This is a genomic window from Arthrobacter sp. TJ-58 (assembly GCF_058269295.1).
Genome location: NZ_JBZCNM010000007.1, coordinates 70,741 through 94,568, shown reverse-complemented (window position 1 = coordinate 94,568; position 23,828 = coordinate 70,741). Strand labels below are relative to the sequence as shown.

Annotated in this window: 20 protein-coding genes; 6 read left to right on the top strand and 14 right to left on the bottom strand. The window is 64.0% G+C overall.

From position 1 onward, the window contains the following. Window positions 1-45: 45 nt before the first annotated feature. The 4 genes from AC4D2W_RS16285 to AC4D2W_RS16270 all read right to left on the bottom strand — a co-directional run bounded on the left by AC4D2W_RS16285 (window position 46) and on the right by AC4D2W_RS16270 (window position 5,532). On the bottom strand, window positions 46-1,860 hold the full coding sequence (locus AC4D2W_RS16285; RefSeq protein ID WP_490927974.1) for an IucA/IucC family protein: 1,815 nt from the start codon (window positions 1,858-1,860) through the stop codon (window positions 46-48). Between the two features lie 119 nt (window positions 1,861-1,979). Beyond that, complete coding sequence (locus AC4D2W_RS16280; protein ID WP_490927954.1) at window positions 1,980-2,606, bottom strand: GNAT family N-acetyltransferase; 627 nt, start codon at window positions 2,604-2,606, stop codon at window positions 1,980-1,982. Further along, a complete protein-coding gene (locus AC4D2W_RS16275) occupies window positions 2,603-3,997 on the bottom strand; it encodes a lysine N(6)-hydroxylase/L-ornithine N(5)-oxygenase family protein (RefSeq protein ID WP_490927953.1) in 1,395 nt (464 codons plus the stop codon). The genes AC4D2W_RS16280 and AC4D2W_RS16275 overlap by 4 nt, the downstream gene beginning before the upstream one ends. Then, on the bottom strand, window positions 3,994-5,532 hold the full coding sequence (locus tag AC4D2W_RS16270; protein ID WP_490927952.1) for a pyridoxal phosphate-dependent decarboxylase family protein: 1,539 nt from the start codon (window positions 5,530-5,532) through the stop codon (window positions 3,994-3,996). The genes AC4D2W_RS16275 and AC4D2W_RS16270 overlap by 4 nt, the downstream gene beginning before the upstream one ends. Before the next feature lie 303 nt (window positions 5,533-5,835). Between AC4D2W_RS16270 and AC4D2W_RS16265 the strand changes: the two genes are divergently transcribed. Then, the gene (locus AC4D2W_RS16265) at window positions 5,836-6,309 is read left to right on the top strand and encodes a hypothetical protein (RefSeq protein WP_490927951.1); all 474 of its coding nucleotides are present in this window, start codon (window positions 5,836-5,838) and stop codon (window positions 6,307-6,309) included. Between the two features lie 106 nt (window positions 6,310-6,415). Next, the gene (locus AC4D2W_RS16260; RefSeq protein ID WP_490927950.1) at window positions 6,416-6,721 is read left to right on the top strand and encodes a hypothetical protein; all 306 of its coding nucleotides are present in this window, start codon (window positions 6,416-6,418) and stop codon (window positions 6,719-6,721) included. Window positions 6,722-6,875: 154 nt separating this feature from the next. Here AC4D2W_RS16260 and AC4D2W_RS16255 read toward each other — a convergent pair whose 3' ends face one another. The 8 genes from AC4D2W_RS16255 to AC4D2W_RS16220 form a co-directional block, all read right to left on the bottom strand. Next, a complete protein-coding gene (locus AC4D2W_RS16255) occupies window positions 6,876-7,805 on the bottom strand; it encodes an NADP-dependent oxidoreductase (RefSeq protein ID WP_490927949.1) in 930 nt (309 codons plus the stop codon). A 90-nt stretch (window positions 7,806-7,895) separates the two neighbouring features. After that, window positions 7,896-8,795 carry a TspO-related membrane protein gene (locus AC4D2W_RS16250; RefSeq protein ID WP_490927948.1) on the bottom strand — a complete coding sequence of 300 codons (900 nt, stop codon included), beginning with the start codon at window positions 8,793-8,795 and terminating at the stop codon, window positions 7,896-7,898. Between the two features lie 379 nt (window positions 8,796-9,174). Further along, window positions 9,175-10,080, bottom strand: a complete 906-nt coding sequence (locus AC4D2W_RS16245; protein WP_490927947.1) for an RluA family pseudouridine synthase — start codon at window positions 10,078-10,080, stop codon at window positions 9,175-9,177. A gap of 82 nt (window positions 10,081-10,162) precedes the next feature. Then, window positions 10,163-10,582 carry a MarR family winged helix-turn-helix transcriptional regulator gene (locus AC4D2W_RS16240; protein ID WP_490927946.1) on the bottom strand — a complete coding sequence of 140 codons (420 nt, stop codon included), beginning with the start codon at window positions 10,580-10,582 and terminating at the stop codon, window positions 10,163-10,165. 226 nt (window positions 10,583-10,808) lie between these two features. Next, a complete protein-coding gene (locus AC4D2W_RS16235) occupies window positions 10,809-11,618 on the bottom strand; it encodes an Fpg/Nei family DNA glycosylase (protein WP_490927945.1) in 810 nt (269 codons plus the stop codon). Window positions 11,619-11,818: 200 nt separating this feature from the next. Next, window positions 11,819-16,918, bottom strand: coding sequence for an Lhr family helicase (locus tag AC4D2W_RS16230; protein WP_490927944.1), 5,100 nt, complete (start codon window positions 16,916-16,918; stop codon window positions 11,819-11,821). A 191-nt stretch (window positions 16,919-17,109) separates the two neighbouring features. Continuing rightward, window positions 17,110-18,813: an HNH endonuclease signature motif containing protein gene (locus AC4D2W_RS16225; RefSeq protein ID WP_490927943.1), complete on the bottom strand. Its 1,704-nt coding sequence runs from the start codon at window positions 18,811-18,813 to the stop codon at window positions 17,110-17,112. A gap of 309 nt (window positions 18,814-19,122) precedes the next feature. Further along, window positions 19,123-19,806, bottom strand: a complete 684-nt coding sequence (locus tag AC4D2W_RS16220; protein ID WP_490927942.1) for a DUF4232 domain-containing protein — start codon at window positions 19,804-19,806, stop codon at window positions 19,123-19,125. Here AC4D2W_RS16220 and AC4D2W_RS16215 point away from each other — a divergent pair. Next, a complete protein-coding gene (locus AC4D2W_RS16215) occupies window positions 19,805-19,996 on the top strand; it encodes a hypothetical protein (protein WP_490927941.1) in 192 nt (63 codons plus the stop codon). The genes AC4D2W_RS16220 and AC4D2W_RS16215 overlap by 2 nt on opposite strands. A 14-nt stretch (window positions 19,997-20,010) precedes the next feature. Here AC4D2W_RS16215 and AC4D2W_RS16210 read toward each other — a convergent pair whose 3' ends face one another. Together AC4D2W_RS16210 and AC4D2W_RS16205 are read right to left on the bottom strand one after the other, a co-directional pair. Beyond that, the gene (locus AC4D2W_RS16210) at window positions 20,011-20,793 is read right to left on the bottom strand and encodes a YcnI family copper-binding membrane protein (RefSeq protein ID WP_490927940.1); all 783 of its coding nucleotides are present in this window, start codon (window positions 20,791-20,793) and stop codon (window positions 20,011-20,013) included. Between the two features lie 102 nt (window positions 20,794-20,895). Then, window positions 20,896-21,351 carry a 23S rRNA (pseudouridine(1915)-N(3))-methyltransferase RlmH gene (locus tag AC4D2W_RS16205; RefSeq protein ID WP_490927939.1) on the bottom strand — a complete coding sequence of 152 codons (456 nt, stop codon included), beginning with the start codon at window positions 21,349-21,351 and terminating at the stop codon, window positions 20,896-20,898. 78 nt (window positions 21,352-21,429) lie between these two features. On the opposite strand from AC4D2W_RS16205, the gene AC4D2W_RS16200 reads away from it, so the two are divergent. From AC4D2W_RS16200 to AC4D2W_RS16190, 3 genes are all read left to right on the top strand, one after another. Then, window positions 21,430-22,308 carry a patatin-like phospholipase family protein gene (locus AC4D2W_RS16200; RefSeq protein ID WP_490927938.1) on the top strand — a complete coding sequence of 293 codons (879 nt, stop codon included), beginning with the start codon at window positions 21,430-21,432 and terminating at the stop codon, window positions 22,306-22,308. Between the two features lie 144 nt (window positions 22,309-22,452). Beyond that, window positions 22,453-23,253 carry a GAF and ANTAR domain-containing protein gene (locus tag AC4D2W_RS16195; protein WP_490927937.1) on the top strand — a complete coding sequence of 267 codons (801 nt, stop codon included), beginning with the start codon at window positions 22,453-22,455 and terminating at the stop codon, window positions 23,251-23,253. Window positions 23,254-23,330: 77 nt separating this feature from the next. Beyond that, window positions 23,331-23,753, top strand: coding sequence for a DsrE family protein (locus AC4D2W_RS16190; RefSeq protein WP_490927936.1), 423 nt, complete (start codon window positions 23,331-23,333; stop codon window positions 23,751-23,753). Window positions 23,754-23,828 lie beyond the last annotated feature (75 nt).

Here is a 23,828-nt window from a genome sequence, read left to right as displayed (position 1 = left end):
GCAGATCTTCCCCGCCGGGCAGCTGCACCGGCGGGGAAGATCGGATCACCGCCGGAAGGCAGCCAGCGGATTGTCCAGCCGCCCGGAGAACTGCAGCCCGCCGGAGGGATCGCTGAGATCCAGCATCTGCTGGTTGTTGCGCAGCTGCAGCCGGTTCAGGCAGGACAGCGGAAAGTCCCCGGCAAAGAGGTCATGCGCGGCAAATTCGTCCGCCAGTTCCGGATGCGAGTCCTGGTACTCCCTCACCACCGAGGCCACGGCGGCCCAAAAGTCCTGCCCGGACAGCTGCCCGTCTTCGTCCAGGAGTGCGGCCAGGAAGCGGAAGATGCAGTCGAACACATCGGTGAAGATGGACAGGATCTTCTCATCCTGCGGAATCTGCACCCGCACCCGGGAGCATTCTTCGGGCATAGCCGTACGGTTTCCCATGACCACTATTTCCTCGGCAATGTCCTTCATGATCATCCGCTGCACGGCCCCGTTCTTCAGCACCATGATCAGGTTCTCGCCGTGCGGCATGTACGCCAGATCATAGGCATAGAAGCTGTGCAGCAGGGGCACAAGGTAGGCCCGCAGGTACTGTTCCAGCCACGCCTGCGCACTGAGGCCGGACTGTTCAATCAGGGCCGAAACGAAGGGCCGTCCCGCGGCATCGGTATGCAGGAGAGAGGCCATGGTTGCCAGCTGCTCACCCTCGCCCAGGTGGGGCACCGGGCTCTCCCGCCACAGGGCGGAGAGCATTTTGCGGTACGGCGACCCCTTGGGCGCCCCTGCCTCAAAGTAGCGGTTCGTGTAGCCGACGGCGGCGCTTTCGCGCAGGATGCTGAAACCGGCGCCCTGCAGTGTGCCGTCAGTCCGGACCAGTCCGTCCAGCCAGGCATTGATGGCGGGTGTGGCCAGCATGTATTCGGGGGAGAGGCCGCGCATGAAGCCCATGTTCACCACGGACAGCGCGGTTTTCACGTAGCAGCGGTCCGTGCGGCCGCGGTTGAAAAAGGTGCGGATGGACTGCTGTGCCTGATAGACGTCTTCCCCGGTGCCCAGGTGCACCAGATGGCCCTGGGCAATTTCGGCGGCAAAGGTGACGGTCAGCTTATTGGTCCATTGCCACGGGTGCACCGGCATGTACAGGTACGCGGCGGGGTCGGCTCCGCGCTGCGCCAGCCGGGCATCAAAGCCGGCGACGACGGCGGCGCCCAGCTCGCGCTCCACATGGTCCCGGTACTCCAGCCCCGGAAGAGCGGTGAAGACGGCACGGTCTCGGCGCACGGCGATCCACTCCAGCTGAACCGGGGCACCGGCCTCCGGCGCATAGGCCAGGTAGTCGTCCGAGCCGAAGCCGAGACGGCCGTTGTTGGCGACAAAACAGGGATGGCCTTCAGTCATCGACCGTTCCACGGACTGGAAGTCCGCAGCGGGGTCCTTTCCGCCGGTCACTCCTCGGGCCAGCAGGTCCGACGACGGCGAGTTGGGGGAATTCTTGAAGGCGTGGGAGGCGAGGGTGCTGCTGATTTCTTCCAGATAGACGGGGAGCATCTGCTCATTGATCCCCAGCGTGCCGGAAAATTCCGTGATGAACACCAGGGCATCCAGGGCTGTTTCACGGCCGCCGGCAAAGCGGCGGATGCCGGCGGCAGGAATGGACCAATGGTCCAGGGCGAGCAGCCGGGCTTCGAAGCGGTACTCGGCGGCGCCGTCGTCGGACCGCAGGCGATAGGTGGGCCTGTGCGCGCCGGAGGCGGACCCCTGTGAGCCCGGCCCGCTGAGCGGTTCCGGACGCAAAATCCGTTCATGGGAAAACTCGGCCAGGGCCTTGCGGATGAGGTGCCGGTTTGCTGCTTCCCACCGTTCGGGGGTCAGGTGCTTGGCGGCCGCGGCCGCTGCCGGACTCGGGGTTGGGGAAGAACTTGATGGTGACCCGGAGGCGGAGAAGGGGGTGGCGGCAGGTTCGGAAGTGCCTGCGTCGGGAAGGGTGGTGGTCACAGGGCTGCTCCTGGTGGTGTGGCGGGGACGGTCGGGCAATCTCGAACGGTCAGGGAATCTGGAATGGTCAGGGAATCGGGGAGGGGCTGGACAGGGGTGAGGGCACGCAGCGCACGGTGGTGGTCCGCCCGGGTGCAGAAGCTCAGGACGGCTTCCTTGTCCGGAAGGGAGATGATTCCGGCGGGTACAAAACCCATCCGGGCATTCAGTGCCGCAATCTTGGTGTTGCGTACGTCCGGTTCCACCACAATCCGCTGTGTGCGCTCATCCGCAAAGAGGAACTCCAGCACGGAGCGGAACACCGCGGTGGTGAAGCCGGGTTTGGGCTTTTCCGCCGGCCCCACCAGGAGGTGCATGCCCGTGTCTCCGGGTTGCGCGGCGTAAAGGCCGGCCAGCGGAGAATGCGCGGGTGCATAGGACTCCATCAGGAACGCCGGCGAGCCGCCATCCAGGCCCAGCCACGCGTGATGATGCGGGTTTGCGGCAATGCTGGCATATTCGGCCTGCACCGTTGCCCGGGTGGCGTCGAGCATGCCCCAAAACCGGGCGTAGTCGCGGGTCATCCAGCTGTGCAGCAATGGTGCGTCGCGGCCGGCGTCGACCGGGACGATGGTGAAACTCATGCGCCCGCCTCCGCGCCCACGGCCGGCCGGGAGGGGATGCCGACAGCGGTGCCGGCGGGCCCGGGCACCGGAACGCCGGCCAACCCGTGCGCGGGAACACCGAATTCCTGGAAGGCAATGCTGCTCTCCACCGGGTAGTACTCCCGTCCCAGCATCTGCGCAATGATCACCGAGTTCCGGTAGGCGGCCATGCCCAGGTCCGGACTGACGAAGCCGTGGGTGTGCAGCTCCGCATTCTGCACAAAAATCTCTCCCGGCACGGTGCTGATTCCATACGTCCGGTCAACATCGAACCGCCCGGCGGCATCACGCCGGATGCGCCCGCTGATTCCGGCCAGGAAGTCCGGCTCACGGTAGGCGTATCCGGTGCCGAGCACGACGGCGTCGGTCTCCAGCAGGTGCCCACGGTCCTGTTCGCCGTGGTGCAGCGTGAGGGTGTGGCTGTCCGTCTCCGGGTGGTAGCTGGCATCGCGCAGTTCCATGTGGGTCAGCAGCCGGGTCCGGGGCTCTCCATGGAGGCTCAGGGCATACAGGGTGTCATAAATGGTGTTGATCAGGTCCGAGTCGATGCCTTTGTAAAGGTTCTTCTGGGTTGCCACGAGCCGGTCCCGCGTGGATTCCGGCAGGGCATGGAAATAGTCCACGTACTCCGGCGACGTCATTTCCAGGGTCAGCTTGGTGTACTCCAGCGGAAAGAAACGTCCGGAGCGGGTAACCCAGTTCAACTCGTAGCCGCGGGAGGGCAGGTCCTGGAGCAAATCACAATAGATCTCCGCGGCGCTTTGCCCGCTGCCGACCACCGTGATGCTGGACCGCGACTGCAGTTCGGCTTTCCGGGCCAGATAGTCGGCGTTGTGCAGCACCAGCCCGCCCGCCCCGGTGACGGCACGGGCTGCTTCGGGGATATGCGGCTGGGTTCCCGTTCCCAGAATCAACCGGCGGCCGCGGCGGACCTTTGGCCCCTGCGGGCCAACAGTGTGCACCGAGTAGGCGCCGCCGTCGTATTCCACATCCGTGACGCGCTCGCCGAAGTGCACGTTGGGCAGTGCGTCCGCGACCCACTGGCAGTAGGCATTGAACTCGGCGCGCAGCGGATAGAAGTTCTCCCGGATGTAGAAGCGGTAGATGCGGCCGGTCTGCTTCAGGAAGTTCAGGAACGAATACGGCGATGTCGGGTCCGCCAGCGTCACCAGGTCAGCCATGAACGGGACCTGGAGATGGGCGGTGTCCAGCATCATCCCCGGATGCCAGTCGAAGCCGGGCCGCGCGTCAACGAACACCAGGTCAAGGTCCGCAATCGGATCGGTCAGCGCGGCCAGCCCCAGATTGAAGGGGCCAACGCCTATGCCGACGGCGTCATGGACGTGTGCGGCGTCTGCTGCGGTGCTCATGCTGCCACCCCTGCCGCTGCAACCAGGTAGTTCTGTCCGGTGGTGCGGATCAGGGCGAGGATTTCCCGGATGTCCTCCAGGGTGGTCTCCGCGTTGAGCAGGGTGAACTTCAGGTAATGCCTGCCTGCCAGCGTTGTTCCTGCGACCACCGCCTCACCTGAGGCAAAGAGTGCCTTCCGAATGTGCCGGTTGGCGTCATCAGCGCTCTCGTCATCCGTGCCCGGCGGGAGGTAGCGGAACACCAGGGTGCTCAGTTGGGCCGGTGCGGCCAGATCAAAGTCCGGATCATCGGCCAGGAGACCGGAAACCTCTGCCGCGAGGTCCACCGCGGCATCCAGCAGTTGCCCGATCCCGTCGGCCCCCATCAGCCGCAGCGTGAGCCACAGCTTCAGTGCATCGAACCGCCGCGTGGTTTGAAGGCTCTTGTCGACCTGGTTGGGGATGAGCTCCCTGGCTGCGCTTTCCGGATTCAGGTAGTCGGCGTAGAAAGTGACGTGCCCAAGCATTGCCGCATCCCGGACCAGCAGGGCGCTGGAGGACACCGGCTGGAAGAACGTCTTGTGATAGTCAACGGTGACCGAATCGGCGGCACCGATCCCGTGGAGCAGATGGCGGTGCCGCAGCGAGGTAATGAGCCCGCCTCCGTAGGCCGCGTCCACGTGCAGCCAGATGTTGTGGTGCCGGGCGAGGGCCGCGGCGGCCGGAAGCGGGTCAATGCTGCCGAAGTCCGTGGTGCCGGCGGTGGCAACGATGGCCATGGGCGTTTCGCCGCGGGCAATACTGGCTTCTAAGGCTGTCCGCAGTGCCTCGGGATCCATCCGGCGGCGGGAGTCGCAGGGCACCGGCACCACGGCGTCGTATCCCAGTCCCAGCAGTGAAGCGGACTTCGCGATGCTGAAGTGGCTTGCCTCGGAGGTGAAGATTCGCAGGCCGTCCAAAAGCGCCGGCAGGCGTTGGCCCTCGCGCCGCGGATCCAGACGCAGCTTGGCTACCGCCTGGTTGCGGGCAATCAGGAGGCCCTGCAGGTTGGACGTGGTTCCGCCGCTGGTAAACACTCCGTCCGCCCGGCTGCCGAGGCCCAGTCGATCCGCCGTCCAGCGGATGAGCCGGCGTTCAATCAGCGTTGCTCCGGCGCTTTGATCCCAGGTGTCCAGCGAAGAATTGACGGCGGACAAGATGGCTTCCCCTACCAGGGCGGGAATCACCACCGGACAGTTCAAATGAGCCGCGTACTTTGTGTCGTGAAAGTACACGGCATCCTTCAAATACACGCGGGCAAGTTCCTCCAGGGCGGCGTCTGTGGCCTCCAGCGGTGTCTCCAGATCAATGGCTTCCACCTCCGGTGCCAGTTCTGCGGGGGTGATTCCCGTGAATGGCGCGGTGGTGCCGGCGACTGTTGCGGCCACAAAATTCACGCCCCGGACGACGTCGGCGGCGTAGCGTGCGGTGGTCCGTGCGGTGAACAGCTGGTCGGCGGCCGCTTCCCGTTCGCTCTGCAGGGCCAGGCCGGAGCGCTTTTCTGTATGGTGCAGCAAGGTCACTGCGACTCCCTCGTTATGTCTCACATTGGTAACTCAGGTAACCCTTACTTAGGCTTACCTTTACGTCAAACTAATGTGACGTAATTGCTCTTAGGCCTGACATATCGCGGAAGTTAGGTACAATTTCGCGCCTGCAATGGGCCCGTAATCCGTCCTTGAGATGTTCGAGTGGTATTCGGGGAGCTGCATCAGTAGGCTTACTAGCGACGATCTGCCGGATTTCCCCTCTTGTGCACCGGGTAATTGCATCTGGTGCACAAGAGCCGGCAGCCCGCACGCAACGGAAAGGCTAGGTTGATGACTGAGCAGAGTATTCCCGATCCCGAACTGGGCGATGATCCCGTACTGGCTGACGACATAGCCGATGTTGTGACTCCTGATGAAGTCTCGGAAGTGCCGCTCAGTGACCTGACGGATGTCGACGACCTGAGCAACGCGGATGAGTTCATTGATCCTGAGGACCTGAGCTATCCCGGTGCCGCTGAGGACAACCCGGACCGCTGGCAGGAGGATCCGCTGGTGAACGAGGAGCCCCTCATGGGGGAACCCGGAACGCTGTCGGATCAGACCCTGCGGGATGAAACCGAGCAGGAGCGCTACGAAGCGGGCGATTCCCAGATCCCGCCCGAGGTGCCGACCATCGGTGAGGCGGCGAGCGACGTCGACTTCGATGACCCCATCTCGGCCGATGAAGAAGACGCCAGCGATGATCCGGCACACCTGGGTGGAAACCCTCTGGCCGATTTTGACCCGGAGGAACGCGAACTCTAACGGCGCAGATCTTCCGCGTTCTGAGAACCTATTGAATTCTTAGGAACGAAGTCACCGGCCCGCCTGAACCGGCGGGCCGGTTGCCGTTAGCGGCTAACCTGTTTTTATGCCTTCTTTTCGAGCACAGCTGAACATTACGGGGCTAAAACCGGGCACGCCTCCGGAAGCCGTAATGGAAACAGCCGTTGCCGCACTGGCTGCAAGCCATCATGTGGAGGCCAATCACCTCGAAATAGTTGGCGGGATTCCGCGCATCACCCTGCGCTTCATGGTTCCGGATAATGAATGGTCGCTGGAAAACTCCTCCGCACTGCGAGCTGCCGCCAACATGCGCCATGCCGTGGATGAAATTGCAGAGGCGGAACGGCTGCGGGTCCTGCGGCGGCAGCGGGGCCGCTGGGTTCCGCTGTAACCGCCAGCGCTGGGCCAAAAGATCACAAGAGCAGGACCAGCCGGCTCCGGACTCCCGGGAAGAGCAGGACCAGCCGGCCCCGGGCTTCCTAGAAGAGCAGGACCAGCCGGCCCCGGACTCCCGGGAAGAGCAGGACCAGCCGGCCCCGGGCTTCCTAGAAGAGCAGGACCAGCCGGCCCCGGACTCCGCCGGCCTCGAGCCTGCGGTGTGCCTCTGCGGCCTTTTCCGCCGGGATCCGGTCCGCTACCCGAAGCGTCAGCGTTCCGTCCTCCGCGAGGCGCCGGAGTGCTTCCAGCTTCTGGCCTGAGTGGTATTCATCCCGAACCGCAATGGGATGCACCGTGATGCCGCGTCCCGGTTCCTCGTGCCACCAGCGGAAGGTCGCGAAGCGTCCGCCGTCTTTGATGGCGGGAACAGCTTTTTCATTCATCACAGCCGCATCGGCGAGGGCATCGACTCCGTTCGGGAAGAACTCCCGGATGCGTTCGGCCACATCGTCGCCGCGCTCCACGATGTAGTCCGGACCCAGGTCGGAGACCAATTCGCGGTCCTTGGGAGCGGCGTCGGCCACCACCCGCAGGCCAGCATGTTTGGCCAGCTGGACCAGATAATTTCCCAGCGTTCCCGCGGCTCCGGTAACGGCCAGTGACTGGCCGGGCTGCAGGTTCAGCTTCTCCAGAGTCTGGACCGCGGTGAGTCCGTTCATGGGCAGGGTTGATGCTTCGGCGAAGTCCATGCCGGCAGGAATGTGTGCCAGGGAGTCCGCAGGGGCCACCAGATATTCCGTGTAAGCCCCCTGATGGTCTCCGAACGGCAGCGCAATGGTCATAACCCGGTCGCCCGCCTGCCATCCGCTGGCTTCGGAGGCCTCATCAATGATCCCGGCCGCATCCATGCCGGGCACCGCGGGCATCCGGCTGAGGTCCCTGCCGGATCCGCCGGCGCGCACAACGGTGTCGGTGGGGCTCACTGCTGCCGCCCGGACCCGGATGCGCACCTCGCCCGGCCCGGCGTGAGGCTCGGGTACGTCCAGCACTGTCAGGGCCTCGGGGCCGCCGAACTTTTCCACACCAATCATCTTCATATCCGGCGGCAACCTCCTCGGCCGCTGCCGTATTCCTTGGCAGCGGTGTGCCCGGCTTTCCTTTTCTGCTGTGGTGCGATGCCTTGGCGGCTAAGCGCTGGCCAACTCGGGTGCATCTGCTTGGCGGCGTCGCTCATTGTGCCGTTCCTCGCGGCGGCGTTCATGGTCCACCTGATGCCTGCGGGATCCCGCTGACACGAGGATCAGGAAGGCGGCCGCAGCCGCTGCAGCGCCAATAACAGTCGAATCCGGTGCTCCGGTCAACCGTTCAAAAGCAACACAGCACAGTGCCCAGACGGACGCCAGCGCCACCGACAGATGCCCGCGGTCCGTCATGCAGATTGCCACAGTGCCCACAGTGACCGTGATGAGGCCAACAAGTGCCCAAACGTTGCCGCCCCAGCCGGCCAGATCTGTTCCTTCTACCGTCAGGATGAAGGAAAGCGCTGCAGTGAACGATAAAACGCCTGCGGCCAGAGAGAACCCCTGAGGTATGTCGGTCAGGAATCCTTCCATGCGGGATGCCACCGGGTGGCGGTTCATGCTGCGGACCGCGAACAGGCCCGCAATGATCTGAGCTGCGGCAACGGCCAGCAGGAAACCGGCGCTCCCTGAAGAGACCGCCAGCAGCCACGCAAAGGCCAGGATTTGGAACGCCAATATGAACCAGCCAAGGCGGCGGTGCCGGGGGTTTGCCCGCTGCCCGGGAAGCCACTGGTACAGCGCGTATCCCAGCCAGCCGGCCGCGATGGCCACCCACAGCCACCACACTGCGGCTGCCGGTGCGAGCAGCGATCCTGCGGCGCCAAGAACTGCCTGTGGTTCAGCGCCGGCAAGTTTTTCGCCTGTGAACGTGATGCCGCCGCCGACCGAATTATCTGTGCGGACCAGAAGGACGGTCGTCACCGCCGCACCCGCCGCTGCACCCGTAACGGCAATCCGGCGAATGAGGTCGAACGGGATGTCCTGAGGATTCTGGAACCAGCTCACCCCTGAAGGATGCCGGGCGCCGGACGCTTCAGGTCTCGTTTCCGGTACCGGAGGTGTCCGGAGCCGGTTTTGGGCGGCGGCTGATTTCGACAGCGGAATCATCAGGGTCCTTCCCCTCACTCGCGGAGAGTATCCGCGGGCGATGCCCCGGACGTTCACCTACCCTACCCAGTGACGTAGCGAAAAAGCACGGATTATTTCTGATCCTGCCCCGGAGGACAAGCCCCGGCGGCAGTTTTGGGGGCGGTCAGGGGGATTTAACTCGGGATGGACATACCTGCTGCAATAACCCGGTGAGGTGATCTTCCCCGGTTAAACCTTCGGAGCGTGGGACTTAAACTTTTCGGCGCGTGGGACTTATACTTTCGCCGCGTGGGACTTAAACCTTCGGCGCGTGGGACAAAGAAAGGCCGCTGCGATACTGCACGGGCTGTTTCGTCAGCGGGTCCACAAAGTCCACGGAACGGGCGAGCAGCTGCAGCGGTTGTTCGTAGTTATCCGGAGCCTGGGGCAGCAGTTCCGGATAGAAGGAATCGTTCAGGATACCGATTCCCAGAGACGCCATATGGACCCGCAGCTGATGCGTTTTCCCTGTGTGCGGCTGCAAGCGGTACCGTCCAATGCCGTCGCGGGCTTCCAGAAGCTCAATCCGGGTTTCCGCATTCGGCTCGCCCTCCACTTCCTGGGCCAACAGGTAAGTGCGTGACTTGATCATGCGGCTGCGTACGATCCGGGGGAGCTCGAGGTCATCGCGGACAGGAGCCACGGCTTCGTATTCCTTGCTGATCCGGCGCTTTTCAAAAAGGGTTTGATACTTTCCGCGCGTTTCCGGATTGGTCGAAAACAACAGCACTCCCGCTGTCATCCGATCCAGGCGGTGCATGGGAATGAGATCCGGAATGTCCAGCTGCACCCGCAGCCGAACCAGCGCCGATTCGGCAACATACATGCCGCCCGGCGTTGTGGGCAGGAAATGCGGCTTATCGACCACAAGCAGGTTCTCATCCTGGTGAAGGATGCTGATTTCCACCGGGAGCCGCTCTTCGGGCGGCAATTCCCGGTAATACCAGATGAAAGTGTGCTCATTCAGCGGAGTCTTGGGGGTCAGCGGAACACCGCCCAGGCCCACAACCTCACCCCGGACAAACCGGTCCGTGATTCCGTCCGGATCCACGTGTCCAAACCTGGAGAGGACATACTCCATGGCAGTCGTCCACGGCCCGTCAGTTGGCAGTCGAAGACGGGTTGCGTTCACTCCGTTGCGTACCGGAAGGGGGGATTGCATCACCCTTCCAGATTACCGACGTCGAGCACCCGCCATTGACGTCCTCCCCGCGGAGATCTGAGGCAGCGACCTGAGGCAGAGGTCAGGGACGGCCGGCAAGCGGGCCCGAAGGCGGCGTTGTTTCCGGTTCGTTCTCCACGATCTCGGTCAATCGATCGAGGTAGCGCGTCACCGTTTCTGCCTCCTTGGACGTCAGGGATTTGGTGACTTCCATCATGCGTTCATGGAGTTGGCTCAGCGTTTCCTGCATCTCCACATTCGATTTGTCGGTTGGAATCAGTCGAAGGGCACGCCGATCAGTGGGATGAAGCTGCCTCTGGATGTGCCCGCTGCCGACCAGCCGGTCGATCAGCGCGGTGGTTGAAGCGGAGGAAATCGACAGCAGGCGGCTCAGTTCTGTTGGTCCCAAGGCGTTTCCATGCTGATGGGCGTGCATTAAATGCCGCAGCGCAACGAGGTCCTTCTCGTTGATCTTCATCTCGTCACGGATCCGCTGGCGCATTTGCTGTTCTGCGGCGCGGTAGTTCCTCAGCGCTTCCAGCAGAAGCCGCGACGGCTCCTGGTCCGGATCTCCCGGATACCAGTAGCTGGTGACGCTTGTTGCAGTACCTGTTGCGCTAGAGGGACACATGGTCGTTATCTTATTGGCGCGGAGAGACAGCTTCCGGTTAGGGCACGCGTCCGTCGTTTCGGTACTCAGGAAATTGAAGGGGCGAGTCCCTCCGCTGCTAGCCGGCGTTCATCGCGGCGGCGGGCTGGCAGTAAGGGCAGTAATACAGATCGCGCAGCTCAAGCGCGTTATCTCCTACGAGCTCGTGCACGATTTTCGTCCCGCAGCGAAGACAGCCCCGGGTCTCGCGGTTATAGACCCACAGCGGATCTCCGCGCATATTTCCGGTGGTGATCCTGCGGCTGCGCGTCTTGTTCGCTTCCAGCAGCCGTTTGGACAGGTCGACCATCCGGGGCAGATTGGGCACCTGGGCAACAGGTGTCAGCGGATGCACTCCGGCCAGGAAGCAAATTTCACAACGGTAAACGTTGCCGATGCCCGCTAGATTCCGCTGGTCCAGCAGCGCCAGCCCGATCGGCCGTTCCGGCACGGACTGGATGCGCCGCAGCGCCTCAGCGGCGTCCCAATCCGGGCCCAGCAGATCGGGGCCAAGGTAGCCGACGGCGTCGTCCTCCTCGGAGCGCGGCAGGACCCGCAGGAATCCGAGGTCAAAGCCAACAACCTGCTTTGTATCCGTTTCCAGCACGCAGCGTGCCTTAAACGCCGGCCGCCGCCATCGCTCGCCGCGGTTGTAGACGTGCCACAGGCCCTCCATCTTGAGATGGGAATGGAGAATCCACCCGGTGCTCGCATCGTCCAGCCTGATCAGCAGGTGTTTGCCACGCGAGACGACGTCGGCAACGGTGGAACCGGTGAAGTCGGTTGTCGCGAACTTGGGCGCGCGGATGTCGCATTTGGTGAGTTTCTGGCCGGCTAGTGCAGCGTTGAGCTCCCGAGCTGCCCGCCAGACTGTGTCGCCTTCAGGCACTTCGTCCTCCGCGGTTGGGAATCTGAGTCTGACATGGAATGCGGCAGTGCTTTTGAGCGAGGCGTTGCAGCTCAGCGAGGCGGTGCAGCTCAGCGAGACCGTGTAGCGGAGTGAGGCGGTGTTGCTGAGCGCGGTGGTGGCTGCCCGGGCCGGTACGCCGTCGCCGGTCTCGTGCCGCCTGCATCAGTGGTGTGAACGAATCAGACACGGTAGCGCAACCCCTTCGGCGTCGTGTAAAAACCGGCATGGATCAGCGCGCGGGAGGCATCCGTGTCCAGAATTTCGGAGCCGTTAACCTTTTCGATCGCCATCTTTTCTGCGGCGCCGCGGCGGATGATGTCCACGAGGGCACCCGCCGAGAGTTCAAGCACCGCCGGATCCTCCGTGAACGTGAGCAGTGTTTTCCCGCCCCGCTCGGCATACAGGGCCAGGTTTCCGTCCACCAGCACCACCAATGCGCCGGCCTTGCGTCCGGGCCGGTGGCCGCCTTCAAGTGCCGGCCACGGCAGGGCCGCACCATACGGATTCGCAGGATCCGTGGCAGCAAGGGCTACGGCTGCGGGTTCCGGCTTCTTCAGTTGAGCGTCCTCGGAAAACGAGCGGAGCCGGTCCACCGTTGCGGGAACGGCAAACTGTGCCGCACCGAGCTGTTCAATGAAATACCCTCGCCGGCACCGGCCCATTTCCTCAAGCCGGGCCAGCACCCGGTACAGCAGGGCAAACCCGCCCGGAGTGCCCTCGCTGGCCACTGAACCCCGGGTGACCACACCGTACCGGTCAAGCAGGAGCTCGGCGGTGGCATGCGCGTGGATGGTGGCGTCCTGTTCCACGGCGGGAAGCATGCTCCAGCGTCCTGCCACCAGCGCAGGAGCGTTGCGCAGTGCCGGGGGCTGATTGCCGGCAGCGAGGCGCATCGAGCTTCCGGTGAGAGACGCTCCCGGAGCGCGGCCGAGCCGGCCCAGACGTGCAGTCCGGGCCCGGGGCGTTGCCGCACGCTGCTTGTGTGCGGTCTTGCCGCCGGAAAGCAGGGACCGGACAGGAGTGAAGGTGTCGTTGCTGATCCGCCCGGACCAGACCAACTCCCAAAGCGCGCTGATGACAGCGGCGTCCGAGGTCTCTGCACCTCTCTGCGCCAACGCGTCCACCAGCTGCCGGAAGAAGTACGCTCCTCCGCCGGACAACAAATCCAGCAGCTGCAGCTGAAGTTCCGAGGGATCAAACTCCGGCGCCGGATTCAATGTCAGGGGTGCATTCTCCGCCAGGTGAAGCGCAATCCATCCGTCGTTTCCGGGCAGTGATCCGGTTCCGGACCAGATGACCTCTCCCGTGGCTGTGAGCTCGTCAAGCATCGACGGGGAATAGTTCCGCACCCTGGACCCGAGGATGAGCGGTTCCCAGGCCGATGCCGGAATAGGCACTCCGGAGAGCTGGTCGATCACGGTGGCAACGCCGTCGAGCCCGCGCAGCGATGAGCCAACGTTTTGCCAGACCGGAAGGAAGCGGCCATAGGTGGCCGGATCCACCGGTTCCACTTCCGAGCGCAGTGCTGCGAGGGAGCGGCGGCGCAGGCGGCGCAGCACCTCGGCGTCGCACCATTCGGTGCCTGCGCGCTCACCTGGGATCGTGATGACGGCGCCGGGGGTGGTGTCCACACCGGCCGCCGCGTCCAGCAGTTGAGTCTCCGCCGGCCGGAACTCTCCTTCAACAACGCGTCCTTCACCCGCGAGGCGCTGCAGGGTAGTGCTGACGACGGCGACGCCGAGCCCCAGCCGCGTGGCGGCTTCCGCAGCGGTGAAAGGCCCGTGGGTGCGTGCGTAGCGTCCGATCAGGTCACCCAGGGGATCGGCCACGGGCTCAATAAAGGCCAGCGGAACACCCATCGGCAGCGGTACGCCCAAGGCGTCGCGCAGGCGGGCTGCGTCCTCGATGGCGGCGTAGCGCTGTTGGCCGGCCACGCCAACCTTCAACGCCCGGTTGGCCCGGACCAGCTGCTCGAGCAGGTCCCCGGCGTACTCGGCAGATGCCGCATGGGCGGCAGCGGCAGCTGCGGTTGGGAGAGCATCAGTGGTGTGGGTATCTGCCGAAACGTCGGACACTGAGATCTCTGACCCCGAGATCCCCAGCCCCGAGATCCCCGACCCCGCTGTGCCCGTCGCTTCAGCACCCGCTGCAGGCTCCGCGTCGAGGGGCTGCAAGCGTGCAGCCACTTCAGAGACGGTCAGGGGTCCCAGCAGCCGCAGCAAATCGGCGACACCTTCAATGCCCCGCACCCGGCGGTCCTCGGCCAGCCGCTGCAGCTCGAGTTCAATCTGAGCAATGATGCGTGCATCGAGCAGTTCACGGAGTTCTGCCCGGCCCAGCAGCTCGTTGAGCAGCGTGGGGTCAAGCGACAGGGCAGCGGCACGGCGCTCGGCCAGCGGAGAGTCACCCTCGTACAGGAAAGCTCCGACGTAGCCGAAGAGCAGGGACCGTGCGAAGGGGGACGGCGACGGCGTGGTGGTTTCCACGAGCCGGATTTCGCGGCGTTCGATGCTGGCCGCGATGTCCTTGAGCGCGGGCAAATCGTAGACATCTTGGAGGCATTCGCGCACTGTCTCCAGCACGATGGGGAACGTCGGATACTTTTTGGCGACGTCCAGCAGCTGTGCCGACCTTTGGCGCTGTTGCCACAGGGGAGTGCGTTTCCCGGGATTCTGCCGTGGCAGCAGCAGGGCCCGTGCAGCACATTCGCGGAACCGGGAGGCAAACAGTGCGGAACCGCCAACCTCGGCAGTCACGATCGAATCCAGTTCATCGGGCTCGAAGATGAACAGTTCGGCTCCGGGCGGCTCATCATCCATCAGGGGCACCCGCAGGACAATGCCGTCGTCGGAGGCCATGGCTGAACCGTCAAGGCCGTAGCGCTGATGCAGCCTGGCTCCCACGGCGAGTGCCCACGGAGCGTGGACCGGCATGCCGAAGGGGCTGTGCAGGACCACCCGCCAGTCGCCGAGCTCGTCGTGGAAGCGTTCCACCACCAGTGACCGGTCGTTGGGCACTACGTCCGTGGCCTGCTGCTGTTCACGCAGATAGGTCATGAGGTTGCCGGTGGCCCATTCGTCCAGGCCAACGGCGGAGAGGCGTTTCGCTGCCGTCTCGTCGTCGGCCCCGGCCATTTCGCGGACAAAGCTGCCGAGGGCTCGGCCTAACTCCACTGGCCTGCCGAGAGAGTCGCCGCGCCAGAACGGCAGCTTTCCGGGCTGCCCGAAGGCCGGGGAAACCAGCACTCGGTCATGGGTGATGTCTTCGATCCGCCAGCTGGTGGCACCCAGGGCAAAAACATCACCCACGCGGGATTCGTAGACCATTTCCTCGTCAAGTTCGCCGACGCGGCGGCTGTTCTTGCCTTCGGAGTCGCCCACCAAATAAACACCGAACAGTCCGCGGTCCGGAATTGTGCCGCCGGAGGTTACGGCGAGACGCTGCGCGCCCGGGCGTCCGGTGATGGTGCCTTCGGTGCGGTCCCAGACGATTCGCGGGCGCAGTTCAGCGAATTCATCCGAGGGGTAGCGGCCTGCCAGCAGATCCAGTGTTGCGTCGAAGGCCGACCGCGGGAGGCCGGCGAACGGTGCCGACTGCCGGACGACGTCGAACCACTCCTCCACATCGATGGAGCTCAGTGCGCAGGCGGCCACGGTCTGCTGGGCAAGGATATCGAGCGGATTGGCGGGAATGTAGAGGGGCTCAATCTGTCCGGAGAGCATTCGCTCGGCCACCACTGCCGAGTTCAGCAGATCTCCGCGGTGTTTGGGAAACATGACTCCCTGGGAGGTTTCGCCGACCTGGTGTCCGGCCCGGCCTACGCGCTGCAGGCCGCTGGCGACGGAGGGAGGGGACTCAACCTGGATGACCAGATCCACCGCGCCCATGTCGATGCCCAGTTCCAGCGAACTGGTGGCGACGACGCAGCGGAGCCGTCCCGATTTCAGGTCATCCTCAATCAGGGCGCGCTGGTCCTTCGAGACCGAGCCATGGTGGGCGCGCGCGAGCAGCGGGTTGTCGTCATCAGCCGCTGCCAGTTCCGGTTCCCGGTAACGGATGGAGACTCCGGCCTGGGCCATGAGCTGAGCCGGCGGACGCGTTGTAGGCAGAGGGGCAGGATCCGAAAGAACGGCGCCTGCAGCGCCTGCGCCAGGACCGGCTGTTCCGGTTGCTGCCGCGGACAGGGACAGGGCAGCTGTTTCCTGCCGATACGCGTGGATTTCATTCAGCCGAGCAGTCAGGCGCTCCGCCAGCCGGCGGGAGTTGGCGAACACGATGGTGGATCGGTTCGTCTCAATGAGGTCAACGATTTTTTCCTCGACGTGCGGCCAGATGCTGGCCTGTGGAGCGTAACCGCCCTCCACGGTGTCTTCGACGGCGGGTGTGCCGCCCAGATCCGACATGTCCTCCACCGGCACCGTGACCGTGAGATCCCAGGTTTTTTTGGCTGCCGGGGCCACGATGTGCACCGGGGCGTTTCCGCCCAGGAACCGTGCGACTGTTTCCTTCGGCTCCACAGTGGCGGACAGGCCGATGCGCTGCACCGGTTTGGAGAGCATCGCATCCAGCCGGGCGAGGGTCACCGCCAGATGCGCTCCCCGTTTTGTGCCGGCCACCGCATGCACTTCATCGACAATGACCGTGTCCACCTCAGAGAGGGTCTCCCGGGCGCGGGACGTCAGCATGAGGAACAGTGATTCAGGTGTTGTGATGAGGATGTCCGGCGGCCGCGTCAGTAGGGTTCTGCGCTCGTTTTGGGGAGTATCTCCTGAGCGGACGCCTACCGTAATTGAGGGTGCGGGCAGACCCAGACGCTTTGCCGTTTGGGTGATGCCGATCAGTGGTGAACGGAGGTTCCGCTCCACGTCAACACCGAGGGCTTTCAGCGGTGAGATGTACAGGACCTTGGTCTTGCGCTTGGGTGCGGCGTTCTTGGTGCGTCCGGACCCTTTTGCAGGGGCTGCCTTCTTTGCAGCGCCTTTGCCCTCCTCCGCAACATGGGAGGTCTCCTCCGGAAAGCCAGCGGTTTCCTTCAGAGTGCCGCCGCTCTTCTCGGCAGCAGCGGCAGACGCAATGAAGCTGTCCAGCGCCCAGAGGAAAGCAGCCAGAGTTTTGCCGGACCCGGTTGGCGCCACCACTAACGCATTGGACCCTTCCGATATTGCGTCCCATGCGCCCACCTGAGCCGGAGTTGGCGCAGCAAAAGCACCCTCAAACCACTCCCTGGTAGCGGGAGTGAACTTCTGCAGCACCGAAGCTCCGGATGTCATGTGCACCATTGTTCCGCACAGTCCTGACACTTTTGGATTCTCTACGGGAGTTCGGCTGCAGGCCGAATCCAGCAAAGCGGTACCGGGCGGCCCAACATCTCGCTCTGCCTAGTGTTCCGTCCAGCGCTCCGCCCAGAGATCTGCCCAGCGCTTCGTCCAGCGAATTGCCCTGCCTTCTGCCCAGGTCCCTGAGTCGTGCTCTACCCGGTGGGCTGCTCTATATCTTGGCTCTCTATGTCTTGATGCGGATGCAGTGTGGTTTCCTGCCCCGGATCTGAAAACCGTCGAAAGTACGTGTTGCGCAGAGGCACCCGCTCCGGATCGACGTAGGTCGGTGGCACGAACCACGGGACACCCGACCTCATGCTGATTCGCCAGTTTTCCTTATGCACTTCATGGTGATGGTGCGAGCACAGGAGGACGCCGTTATCCGTGGCCGTTGGTCCGCCTCGGCTCCAGTGTTGAATGTGATGGGCTTCGGTCCACGGACCAGGAATCGTACAGCCGGGAAAGGCACATCCTCCGTCTCGTGCGTGCAGCGCCTTCCTAAGATGAGGAGGAAACAGACGCTGCGCCCGGCCAATGTCCAGTATTCGGCCTTCCCCTGAAAGGACGACGGGCAGCATGTCCGCCTCGCAGGCGAGTTTCCGCACCGTTGCTGCCGGCACCGGCCCCGTGAATGCGTATGAACCGGGAATGACGGAGTCGGGACTTCTCGTCGGGCCCTGGTCCGGGGAAGGAGCTTGCCCGGAGTCCAAGCCTTTGACCAGGGATCCGTAGTCGAATTCCTTTAGGAGGGAGGGGGCATCTATGGTCACCAGGACTTGGGGACGCAATCCGCCGGATGCAGGTATGCCGCCCTGAGCCAATGCAGCCTTCGCCGCATCTACCAGCCCACCCAGCAAACGTTGGGGGCGGGTGCGACGATCCAACCGGGATGCAACCTCTGCTTCAGGCAATTTGCCGTCGGAACGCTGCACAGGGCCCGGTGCCGCATGGGCGCCGTCAGTTGTCCCCACGCCGCTTGTTGGGCCGGCGGCAGCGTTCATCACCGTCAGGAGCGTCTCGTGCTGTTCGGCAGTGCAATAAATATTGAGATGATTCAGGCCGTTCCTCTTCCGTCCGGAGAAGATTCCTTGAAAGCGCCGCAGCTCCTCCTCCGAGGGTTCCGCACCGTCCTGATCGGTAATGAGCACCCAGCGGCGGGCCGTGCGGACAAGGAAGTCCTGGTCCTGCAGTCGGGCAATGGAGGAAAGATCCGTTTCCATTGCAGATGCTGTACGGGCGTCGGTGCGGTGGCGGACCTGATCTATGGCGTCTGCAACGATGGCGGCAGCGTGAGAGGAGATCTCTCCTGCCGCAGCGCTGTCTGCGAGAACGGGGAGGGCCGGGGTGAGATGTTCCCCGGAGGTGCTGACTGCCGGCAGGAGAACGGAGGCCAGTTTCAACCGCCGGTGTGCTTCGCCCCGGCTGATGCGAAGCCGGCAGCGCATGTAGTCCGCTGTTGTCCGGAACTCGGCGTGCACCTTTGCGGATGCGTGCTGCGCAGGCGAATCACACGCATCGGGAGTATCAGGCATGCCCGACGGGTCAGGGGCGCCAGCGGAAATTTCAGACAGCACGGATGGAGCCGAGCCAAAAACTCCAGCTACACGATGGTTCTCCAGTGCCCCCGCGCAGACAATTTGCAGATACTCCACCGTTCGAGACAGGGCCTCCACCTGAGCGGCAAGGTGAACCGCCTGACCCGTGCTCATGAGAGCAGCGGCACGGACGGAACCCTCGCGCAGGATGTCCATCGTGTCTGCACAATCAACTGTTAGCTGCAGAAACTCAATGGGTCCGGGGTGCGCGACAGGATCGCCCGGACTGCCGGGCATCTCCGCAGCAAGAATCGTCTCCATATGACGATTCTTCCGAAAAACAGAAGTCCGAACAGAAAAAGAATCTTTATTGTGCATAAGATTCCACGCACGCTGTCCTGTGGAGGGCAACTTGCCCGCGCCATCCTGCGACCCGCGCACCTGGCTGTCTGCGGCCCGCTTGTCAGTGCTGCCCGTGGCGACCCACGCCGCCTGGATGTCTGCCGCTCGGCAACGGCTGTCCGACTACCGGCGCTTGGCAGCCGGCAACCGGCTACCGCGGCAGCCCGCAGTCGGCACGCGGCAGTCGGCAACCGTCTACCCGCCACCGGCACCATCCGGCCCGGTGCCCTACCGCTTCTGCAGGGTGCTGATGGTCAACAATTCCACGTTCGGGTTTTCGCAGGCGAGAATCGGGTGCTCGATCGTCAGCGACTCAAGATCTTCCGGAGGGTAAACCATCAGCTGGGTCGCCTGATGCGATTCGCATTCGGCGCCATAGTTTTCGGCGCGGGTTTCCTTCAATCCGGCCACCATTGACTGGCCGGGCTCCAGAACAAAGGATGCGCCGGCCGCTGGCCCCTCGCCCGAGCGAACAGCTGCTGCTCCGATCTGTTCCCCTGAGCCGTCAACGTAGGAAACTCCGGGGAAACCGGCGGCGGCGGTGCAGGCGTCCGGCGAGACATTGGTCAGCACCAGGGTGCGGTAGACACTGCCGGCAGCGCCTCCGCCCTGGGTCTCTTCAACTTCGCCCGCCAATCCTGAAGCGGCACAGGCGACAGGCTCACCTGAAACGCCCCCGGCCGGGGGCGTTGCCTCGGGAAGGGCGGAGCTCGGAGATGTCATCCCGGATTCGCTTGCGGAAGGTTCCAGGCTCGGGGTGGTCTCCGGGGATGCAGAAGGGGCGGCGGAGGCGGAAGAGGAAACGGAGGACGACGACGACGGCGCTGCCGACGGCGCCGAGTCCTCCCCGCCGCTGGATCCGCAGCCGCCGACTGCCAGCACAGTGCCAAGGGCAACGGCGGAAAGTGTCATGTTCTTCCACGACGGCATGGTTCGCCCCGATACATTTTTCCGCGGTGCCGGGCTATTCCGCGACAGCTTGCTATTGTCCGAGGACGAGGCGTTTCGCAACGATGATTTTTTCCATGACCGGTTATTCATAGGGTCACTTTCCACTTACCTGCGGTGCATCGTCAATTACGCACCGCAGGTGGCAGAATAATGACGCCGCAAACGTTACGCTTTCCGGGTTCGGTAAAGGGCGGCAGCTCCGAGAACCAATCCCAGAATGCCTGCACCGAGGCCCGCATAACCGGCAACGGCTGCTGCTTCCACATCATCTTCATCAACGGCGTCATCGTCAGCGGTGCCCTGTTCATCAGCGCCGTCCCCCGCCGCACCATCGTTGACGTCATTATCGCCGCTGCCGCCATAAGCGTCGCCGTTTCCGCCGTCGTCGGACGCTTTGGGCGCAGTGCTTACCGCAACCACCGGGGCCGGGAACTTCAGATCCTCCGCGGACTGGCCGTCAGCGGCAACCTCGGACCAGTCAGTCTGGCCTTCCACACAGGACTGCAGCACCGGGAACGCCAGAGGATCCCCGGACCCGTCGGGAATCCGGACACTGAGCTGGAACGTGTCACGGATACCGTCGGGCAGCGGACTGTCAGCTGTGAAGACAACCTGGCTCGTCCGCGACCCGATGGAGGTGCCGTTCTCCAGAACCCGCGGTTCCTTGAACTCCTCGGTGACCTTGCTGATGCTCCAGCCGGGATGGGCGGTGGGAACGGCATCGGTCACCTGCTCGGGGAGCGTAACCGTGATTGCCGTCGTCGGCGAGCCCGAGCATCCGTGGGACGTCTCGAATGTGAGCAGCGTGCCGGCTCCGGCGTCGGCGGACTCAGGGGAGACATGGACGTGCGCCGACGCGGCACCAATTCCCGCACCCATCAGGAGGGCGGTTGCGACGGCGGCAGCTCCTGCGGAAGCCAGGGAACGGGAAGTACGGGGATGGCGCATGGAAAAGCCTTTCAGGGGCGGGCAGCGGAGGGAGAAAGCTGTGTTCAGAGTTGCCCTGGGCAGGTGGTCTGCCGGAGTCAGGGTGGTGCGGCGGAGGGAAGACTATTCGTGGTGGTACGGGCGTCCGCCGGCGATTTCCTGTGCCCGGTACACCTGTTCGGCAAGGATCAGCCGCACCAGCTGGTGGGGGAATACCAGGGGGGAGAGGGACCAGATGAAGTCGGCGCGGTCGTGGACGCTTTGGTCCACCCCGTACGCACCGCCGATGATCAGCGTGACATTGCGGGAATTATCCAGGGGCTTTTGCAGGGTCTTGGCGAGGGCGGGCGAGGTGATGGCTTTGCCCCGTTCGTCCAGCAAAATGACGTAATCGCTGCCCACCTTGGCCAGCAGCCGTTCGGATTCCTCCTTGCGTGCGGAATCACCCTCGCGGGCAGAATGCGGAATGGAGACCCAGGTCAGGTCGAAGGGCTTTTTGAGCCGCTTTTCATAGCGGTGGATGCCATCCACTACCCAGTCCTCATGCTTCCGGCCAACCATCAATACTCGCAGTGCCATAAGTCCATTGAATAGCAAGTGGAAGAACATCGAAAAAGTTGTGGGCGCGCTCACACTGCTGCGGTCTAGACTTCCCGCATGACAAACAGAAACGGAACGCGTGCAGTGGTCCTGGGCGGCGGAGGAGTGGCGGGCATCGCCTGGGAGATCGGAGTCCTCGCCACTTTGCTGGAACATGGCGTTGAGTTGAACGACGCAGACCTGGTGGTCGGCACGTCCGCCGGATCCGTCGTCGGGACGGCCCTGCGGTTAGGCGTCCTGCGCCAGGTGCTGGCGGCGCAGCTGCATGAAGATGATCCTGCGGAGAGCACCATGGAGCAGGGCGAACTGACGCATTTCAGCACCGAGCAGTTCATCAACATGATGGCCGCGGCTGCCAGCGGCCCCGGTGGTGAGCAGGAGGCCCGGGCTCGTATTGGCCAGGCGGCGCTCGCGGCCGGTGAGGGACTTTCCGATACTGCCTGGGTGAACACCATCCGTTCGCTGCTTCCCGCCCGGTCCTGGCCGCCCGCGCTGCTGAAAGTGACCGCCGTAAATGCCGACGACGGCGAGTTCACGGTTTTCGACGCCGGTTCCGGGGCCGAACTGGCTCTGGCCGTTGCCGCGAGCTGCAGCGTTCCCGGCGCCTGGCCGCCGGTGCGGATCCACGGCATTCCCTACATGGACGGCGGGATGCGCTCGGCGTCGAACGCCGATCTGGCGGCGGGGTACGACAAAGTCCTCATCCTGTCCTGTGCACCGGAGGCACCGGACAGCCCCTTCGGCCCCACCCTGCCCCAGGCACTGGAAACCCTGAAAGCCGGTTCCGATACTTATCTGATCGAGGCCGATGACGCCAGCCGGACCGCCTTCGGATCCAATGTTCTGCTGCAGTCCACACGCCGCCCGTCCGCTGTGGCCGGCCGGGAGCAGGGGGCTGCGGTGTCCGACGCCGTCAAGGTCTTCTGGGGCTCATAGCGGCAGCGCGGGCGGAGCCTTTGGGCTGCTGAGGGGCAGACCGGTGCGGGAAAATCGATGCTGTAATGGAAAGAGAAACTGAACGTCCCCGCGCGGACGGCAGCCCACCTTCAGGGCCATTCCTACAACCCAAAAACCGGTGATATGTCCAGCGACAACGATTCTGCCCAGCTCCCAAATGATCTCGACGAGTTTGTGTCCGAAACAGTGCTGTCCGAGAACACCTACCGCAGGGACTATGCCGGTCTCCTGCAGGACATGGTTCTGGAAACCACTGATGTGGAGAGTTTCCTCGAGGACCTCACCCGCCTCACCGTGGATACGCTGGCTCCTGCGGGACGGGAGCTCTTTTGCGGCGTGACCCTGCTGCGCCCGGGCAGCGCCGTTACGGTGGCCAGCGACACCGAGGATTCGCGCCGCATGGACGAAGTCCAGTACAAGTTCGGAACCGGCCCCTGCCTGGAAGCGGCACGTACCAACAAAACCGTTCTGGTCCGGAACATCATCGAAGATCCGCGGTGGACGGATTATGCCGAGGCGATTGCCGGCTTTGGACTGCGGTCGATCCTGGGCGTTCCCATTCCGCTGGACGGTCAGGCGCAGTGCGGCCTGAACGTGTACGCGCGGGAAGTGGACGCCTTCACGGACGAAATGGTCCGCGAAGCAGAGGAATTTGCCCGCAGTGCGTCCAAATCGCTGCGCCTCGCCGTGCGCATCGCGCAACTGGCCGAAAGCAGGGAAAACCTCAGGGCCGCGATGGGATCACGCACCACCATCGACCTGGCCGCAGGAATTATCATGGCCCAGAACCGGTGCAGCCAGGACGCAGCCGTCACCATCCTCAAAGCCGCCTCAAGCGCACGCAACCTGAAGCTGCGCGACGTTGCGGCCGCCGTCGTCGCCTCCGTGGGCGAGAAGGAACCCAAGACACATTTCGTGGACTGACGCCGGTACCCGGGTTCGACGACGACGCCGGCCGCCGGGCGCTGTCCCCCTCCGGCGGGCAGGGGGACACTGGGTGAATGGAACATGCAGACGCAGACGCCGCAGGCACTCAGCAGGGACCGGCGGCCCAAACGAACGAAGTCCGGGACAACCCTGTGCAGCCGGGGCTGGTGATCCATGGGTTCGGCCCCGACAGTGGAACCTGGCTGGCCGGCCTGCTGCGAAGCGCGGGAAATGCACGGCGTGCGCTGGGCTCGGAGCGGGCGGTTGAAGTGGTGGTGCAAGGGTTGGGGGTCCGGCTCCTGCGCGCGGGCATTGGGGATCAGAGCGCCCTCGACGGCGCGCTGGCCGCAGATATCCACGTCCTGGCGTGCGAGAACAGCATGACCCGTGCAGGAGTGCAGAAGGATGAGCTGCACCGGGGTGTGGAAACGGTGGATGCCGCAGTGGCTCATCTGGCCCGCCGGCAGTGGGAAGGCTGGGCGTACGTCCGGTTGTAACAAGGACTGCAGGCGCTGCTCGCCCAAAGGCTGGATCACAAAGCCGTGATCACGAAACAGTAACCTTCCCAACTA

Excerpts from the sequence above, each read along its gene's own strand:
- AC4D2W_RS16280 (WP_490927954.1), bottom strand. The coding sequence starts at position 2,606 with ATGAGTTTCACCATCGTCCCGGTCGACGCCGGCCGCGACGCACCATTG.
- AC4D2W_RS16275 (WP_490927953.1), bottom strand. The coding sequence starts at position 3,997 with ATGAGCACCGCAGCAGACGCCGCACACGTCCATGACGCCGTCGGCATA.
- AC4D2W_RS16265 (WP_490927951.1), top strand. The coding sequence starts at position 5,836 with ATGACTGAGCAGAGTATTCCCGATCCCGAACTGGGCGATGATCCCGTA.
- AC4D2W_RS16260 (WP_490927950.1), top strand. The coding sequence starts at position 6,416 with ATGCCTTCTTTTCGAGCACAGCTGAACATTACGGGGCTAAAACCGGGC.
- AC4D2W_RS16255 (WP_490927949.1), bottom strand. The coding sequence starts at position 7,805 with ATGAAGATGATTGGTGTGGAAAAGTTCGGCGGCCCCGAGGCCCTGACA.
- AC4D2W_RS16245 (WP_490927947.1), bottom strand. The coding sequence starts at position 10,080 with ATGCAATCCCCCCTTCCGGTACGCAACGGAGTGAACGCAACCCGTCTT.
- AC4D2W_RS16240 (WP_490927946.1), bottom strand. The coding sequence starts at position 10,582 with ATGCGCCAGCGGATCCGTGACGAGATGAAGATCAACGAGAAGGACCTC.
- AC4D2W_RS16230 (WP_490927944.1), bottom strand. The coding sequence starts at position 16,918 with ATGGTGCACATGACATCCGGAGCTTCGGTGCTGCAGAAGTTCACTCCC.
- AC4D2W_RS16225 (WP_490927943.1), bottom strand. The coding sequence starts at position 18,813 with ATGGAGACGATTCTTGCTGCGGAGATGCCCGGCAGTCCGGGCGATCCT.
- AC4D2W_RS16215 (WP_490927941.1), top strand. The coding sequence starts at position 19,805 with ATGTTCTTCCACGACGGCATGGTTCGCCCCGATACATTTTTCCGCGGT.
- AC4D2W_RS16220 (WP_490927942.1), bottom strand. The coding sequence starts at position 19,806 with ATGACACTTTCCGCCGTTGCCCTTGGCACTGTGCTGGCAGTCGGCGGC.
- AC4D2W_RS16210 (WP_490927940.1), bottom strand. The coding sequence starts at position 20,793 with ATGCGCCATCCCCGTACTTCCCGTTCCCTGGCTTCCGCAGGAGCTGCC.
- AC4D2W_RS16205 (WP_490927939.1), bottom strand. The coding sequence starts at position 21,351 with ATGGCACTGCGAGTATTGATGGTTGGCCGGAAGCATGAGGACTGGGTA.
- AC4D2W_RS16200 (WP_490927938.1), top strand. The coding sequence starts at position 21,430 with ATGACAAACAGAAACGGAACGCGTGCAGTGGTCCTGGGCGGCGGAGGA.
- AC4D2W_RS16195 (WP_490927937.1), top strand. The coding sequence starts at position 22,453 with ATGTCCAGCGACAACGATTCTGCCCAGCTCCCAAATGATCTCGACGAG.
- AC4D2W_RS16190 (WP_490927936.1), top strand. The coding sequence starts at position 23,331 with ATGGAACATGCAGACGCAGACGCCGCAGGCACTCAGCAGGGACCGGCG.